The sequence below is a fragment of the Aeromonas sp. HMWF016 genome, assembly GCF_963878195.1.
Lineage (GTDB): Bacteria > Pseudomonadota > Gammaproteobacteria > Enterobacterales > Aeromonadaceae > Aeromonas > Aeromonas lacus.
Genome location: NZ_CAWNWX010000050.1, coordinates 1 through 4,283, shown reverse-complemented (window position 1 = coordinate 4,283; position 4,283 = coordinate 1). Strand labels below are relative to the sequence as shown.

5 protein-coding genes are annotated in these 4,283 nt (G+C 63.3%); all 5 read left to right on the top strand.

Annotated elements, in window-relative coordinates; all coding sequences use genetic code 11:
- Window positions 1-603 (top strand): alkaline phosphatase (locus tag AACS24_RS21855; RefSeq protein ID WP_258223129.1); only part of this gene is annotated, 603 nt, incomplete at its 5' end.
- A gap of 11 nt (window positions 604-614) precedes the next feature.
- Window positions 615-2,021, top strand: coding sequence for an alkaline phosphatase (locus AACS24_RS07125; RefSeq protein WP_108572892.1), 1,407 nt, complete (start codon window positions 615-617; stop codon window positions 2,019-2,021).
- Window positions 2,022-2,071: 50 nt separating this feature from the next.
- Complete coding sequence (locus AACS24_RS07120) at window positions 2,072-2,755, top strand: hypothetical protein (protein WP_108572890.1); 684 nt, start codon at window positions 2,072-2,074, stop codon at window positions 2,753-2,755.
- Window positions 2,756-2,792: 37 nt separating this feature from the next.
- Complete coding sequence (locus tag AACS24_RS07115) at window positions 2,793-3,563, top strand: substrate-binding periplasmic protein (RefSeq protein WP_033114396.1); 771 nt, start codon at window positions 2,793-2,795, stop codon at window positions 3,561-3,563.
- Window positions 3,564-3,789: 226 nt separating this feature from the next.
- Window positions 3,790-4,185, top strand: coding sequence for a nucleoside diphosphate kinase regulator (gene rnk / locus AACS24_RS07110; protein WP_108572885.1), 396 nt, complete (start codon window positions 3,790-3,792; stop codon window positions 4,183-4,185).
- Window positions 4,186-4,283 lie beyond the last annotated feature (98 nt).

The following is a 4,283-nucleotide window of genomic DNA, read 5'->3' as shown; positions in this document are numbered from 1 at the left end:
ACCTTGGCCGCCATCAAGCAGCTCAAAGACAAGAAGCAGGGTTATTTCCTGATGGTGGAAGGGGGCCGCATCGACCACGCCCTGCACGACACCAACGCCAAGCGAGCCTTGCAGGACACCCTCGCCTTCGACAACGCCATCAAGGCGACCCTCGACGAGGTGAAGAAAACCGATCCCGAGCTGAAAAACACCCTGATCGTGGTCACCGCCGACCATGACCACACCCTGGTACTCAACGGCTACGCCAAACGCACCGGCAAGACCACCGCCGACAACCCCGGGGTGCTCGGGCTGGTGAAGAACTACGAAACCGGCGAGCCGAGCAAGGATGCCGACGGCATGCCCTACACCATCATCGGCTTTGGCAACGGCTACAACCGGGTGGACGGGCCGCGCAGCAGCGTGGCACCGCTGGATGACGCCACCGTCTCCGCCAACGACTACCACCAGGAGGTGGTGGTCAAGGTGGGTGAAATCGGCAACGAGACCCACGGTGGCACCGACGTTTTCCTCGGCGCCATCGGCCGGGGAGCGGATAGCTTCCACGGCTCACTCGACAACACCGCCGTGTTCGGCAAGGTCAAGGCTGCGGCCGGGCTGTAAGGAGCATTCCCATGAAAAGAGCCATCAACCAATCCATGAAGCAGAACCTGCATAAAACCCTGGTCAGCACTGCCCTGCTGGCCGCCCTCGGCGGCACTGCCCAGGCACAGGCCGCCGATGCCAAGAACGTCATCCTCTTTATCGGTGACGGCATGGGCCCCACCGTGCTCACCGCCACCCGCCTCTACAAGGTGGGGGAAGAGGGCAATCTGGAGATGATGAAGCTGGCCCGCAGTGCCCGCATCAAGACCTTCTCCAACGATGCCCAGACCACCGACTCGGCCCCCTCCATGGCGGCCTATACCACCGGGGTCAAGATGAACAACGAGGTGATAGCCATGAGTAGCGACACCAGGGCCGTCGCCCCCGGCAAGGACGTCAACGGCAACAAGGGCGTCAACAACTGCGCCAGCGACAACGGCAAGCCGGTGCCCACCATTCTCGAGCTGGCCAAGGCAGCGGGTAAGTCGGTGGGTGCCGTCACTACCACCGAGCTGACCCATGCCACTCCGGCCGCCACCTACTCCCACATCTGCCATCGGGATGCCGCCTACGCCATCGCCGCGCAGGCGGTACCGGGCGGCGCCGGCTTCAACCAGGCTCTGGGGAACGGGGTCGACGTGCTGATGGGGGGGGGCGCCAACCACTGGACGCCCTACAACAGCACCAGCAACAAGGGGGGCCGCGCCGACGGGCGGGATCTTACCGCCGAGCTGACCGCCCGGGGCTATCGCTACGTCACCACCCGCACCGATCTCGCCAAGGTCGATAGCGGCAAGCTCATCGGCCTGTTCAGCGCCAAGTCCCACCTCGACTACGAGCTGGACCGCGTCGCCAAGGGGGTGGCCAATACCCAACCGTCGCTCTCCGAGATGACCGCCAAGGCGATCGATCTGCTCAGCCAGAACAGCCAGGGCTACTTCCTGATGGTGGAAGGGGGCCGCATCGATCACGCCCTGCACGGCACCAATGCCAAGCGCTCGCTCACCGACGCGGTGGCGCTGGACGACGCGGTCAAAACGGCGCTCGGCAAGGTAGACCTGAAAGATACCCTGATCGTGGTCACCGCCGACCATGACCACACCATGACCATCAACGGCTACTCGGCCAAGGGCAACAAGGTGCTGGATCTTGTGAAAAATGGCGATGGCTCGACCCAGAACGACGTGGATGGCAAGCCGTTCACAACCCTGGTGTTCGGCAACGGCCCCAACCGCCCCGACGTGCGCCCCACCCTCACCAGCGATCAGGTGATGGCGGACGACTACCTGCAGGAGACCGGGGTCAAGCTCGGCTCAGAGACCCACGGCGGCGGCGATGTCATGCTGTTTGCCGACGGCGCCGGCAGCACTCGCTTCAAGGGGACGCTGGATAACACCCGGGTGTTCGGCAAGCTGAAGGAGGCGCTCGGCCTGTAAACGGCAGGGCCCGGCGCGGTGCCGGGCCCTGCTCGTTCGAGCGATCCCCCATGATGCGATATTTACTTCCGCTGTGGCTGCTCGCCAGCAGCCTCTCATTTCCCCTCCTTGCCGATGAAGTCCCCGATCTGGCCGCCCGCATCCGCTATCAGGAGAGGGTGACCAGCAGCGACGGCATCAGCAAGGAGAGCCAGTGGCAGGAGAAGTGGCTGCGGGTTGGCGATCAGGTGTGGAGCCAGCGGCTCATTCCGCTGCCCCTTGCCCGCGCCTACCACGCCACCCACGATGCCACCCCGGGCCACAAGCACTTTACCCACCAGATGGCGGCGCGCTGGATAACCCTCGACCAGCAGGGCATGCTGCAACTGCGCTACGCCGACAGCTGGCACAACCAGCTGGTGGAGGTACCGGAGGAGGAGTACGGTCATGTGGCTTTCAAACCAGACTGGCCGCGGATCCGCCACCTCATCAACCCAGCCCTGTTGCAGGAGATGGCCCCCCTCGATGAAAGCGCCCCCGAACAGGCGCGCTGGTATGAAAAACGCGAGGGCAACCAGCGCACCCGTATCCTCTGGTCGAGTCGCTGGCAGCTGCCGCTGGTGGTGGAGTCGGCGAGCCTCGATGGCTATCGCAGCTACCGGATGGAGGTGACCCTAAAAACGCTGCCCAAGAATTTGCCCTGGCAGCAGCTGGAGGGGTATCAAACGCTCGATCTGCGGGACTTCTTCGATTGAGATGAAGCTCCATAGTGGGCTGACTTGTCTCTGCGGGATGTTACACTCTGTGTACTCATCCCGGATCAGGTCTGCCATGCGTCTCCCCTTGCTCCTGCTGCTCTGCACCTCGCTCCTGCCAGCCTTTCACGCCCGGGCCATGGTGGTGGTCGCGGCCGAAATTCCCCCTTACGTGATCCGCTCTCACCAGGGCGCCCCGAGCGGCATGGCCATCGAGGTGCTGGAGGAGGCGGCCCGTCGCCTCAAGGAGCCACTGACCATCGAGCTGATGCCGCTGGCTCGCGCCCTGAGTCAGACCCAGCACCGGCAGGATGTGCTGCTGGTGCCGCCGGTGAGAAGCCCCCAGCGCGAGCCACTGTTTCTCTGGATTACCCCCTTGCTGGACGAGGCCTTTGTGCTGGTGACTCATCGTCAGCACCATCCCCAACCGCTGACAACCGGTGAACTGCCCGGCCTCACCATCGGCGTGATGCGCAGCTCCTATGGCCAGAGCCTGCTGCTCCCGTTCAAACGGATCAAACAGGAAGAGGTGGCCGAAGAGGTCAACAACGCCAGCAAGCTGGCTCGGGGCCGTATTCAGGGCTGGGCAGTGGCCTGGAACAGCGCCCGCTACAACCAGCTGCAGGCAGGCTTGCCGCTGGCGGATCTGGTTCGCGGCGAAACGCTGAAACAGGCTGCGCTCTACCTGGCGGCCAGTCCCCATTTTCCAGCCAAAGAGGCAACACGCTGGCGCGACACCATCGCCGCCATGCGCGATGACGGCAGTCTGGCCCGCATCATCAAGCAGTACGATTACCAGGCACCCTGACAAACTTGTCAGGATAATTGCCAAAGCCGTCCAGAATGGTTATGGTAGCCCCATGAAAAGATTCACTATTTCCTCTCACAAGCTCACACCCTGCTGAGCCCCCGCCTCGCTCCTTCGGCCGCGAGTCGCTTGGGGGCATGGCACTTTCTCGATCTCTCGACACCCTTGTGATGGCCAGCCTGCGTGAGTGGGCTTGGCCCTGTAAGCTATTGATAAGGATTATCTTATGAAACAACCGCATCTCGTTATCTCCAACCTTGATCTGGATCGGATTGAACAACTGCTCGGCAACCATCCCCAACACCTTGCCCTGCAAGAGGAGCTGGATCGCGCCGAAATCCGCGAGCCGGCCGACATGCCGCCCGATGTCGTCACCATGAACAGCAAGGTACGCTTCAAGATGCAGAGCAGCGGCAACGAGTTCTGCCTCACCCTGGTCTACCCGCGCGATGCCAAGGGCGACGAGAGCAACATCTCGGTGCTGGCACCGGTGGGCAGCGCCCTGCTTGGTCTGAAAGTGGGCGACAGCATCGCCTGGCCGGGCCCGGCCGGTCGCACCATCGAGGTGGAGATCCTTGAGGTGGTCTATCAGCCGGAGCGTGCCGGCGAGCTGCACCGCTGACCCCCGTTGCGGGCAGGCCAACTCGGAAGGCCAGCCCGCACAGCCTGATCCCGATCAAGCTTCCCCTGCTTATCGGGTCGATTTTCCCCCTATTCCCC

Bases quoted from the DNA above. Each gene is read 5' to 3' on its own strand.
- AACS24_RS07125 (WP_108572892.1), top strand. From the start codon at position 615: ATGAAAAGAGCCATCAACCAATCCATGAAGCAGAACCTGCATAAAACC.
- AACS24_RS07120 (WP_108572890.1), top strand. From the start codon at position 2,072: ATGATGCGATATTTACTTCCGCTGTGGCTGCTCGCCAGCAGCCTCTCA.
- rnk (WP_108572885.1), top strand. From the start codon at position 3,790: ATGAAACAACCGCATCTCGTTATCTCCAACCTTGATCTGGATCGGATT.
- AACS24_RS07115 (WP_033114396.1), top strand. From the start codon at position 2,793: ATGTTACACTCTGTGTACTCATCCCGGATCAGGTCTGCCATGCGTCTC.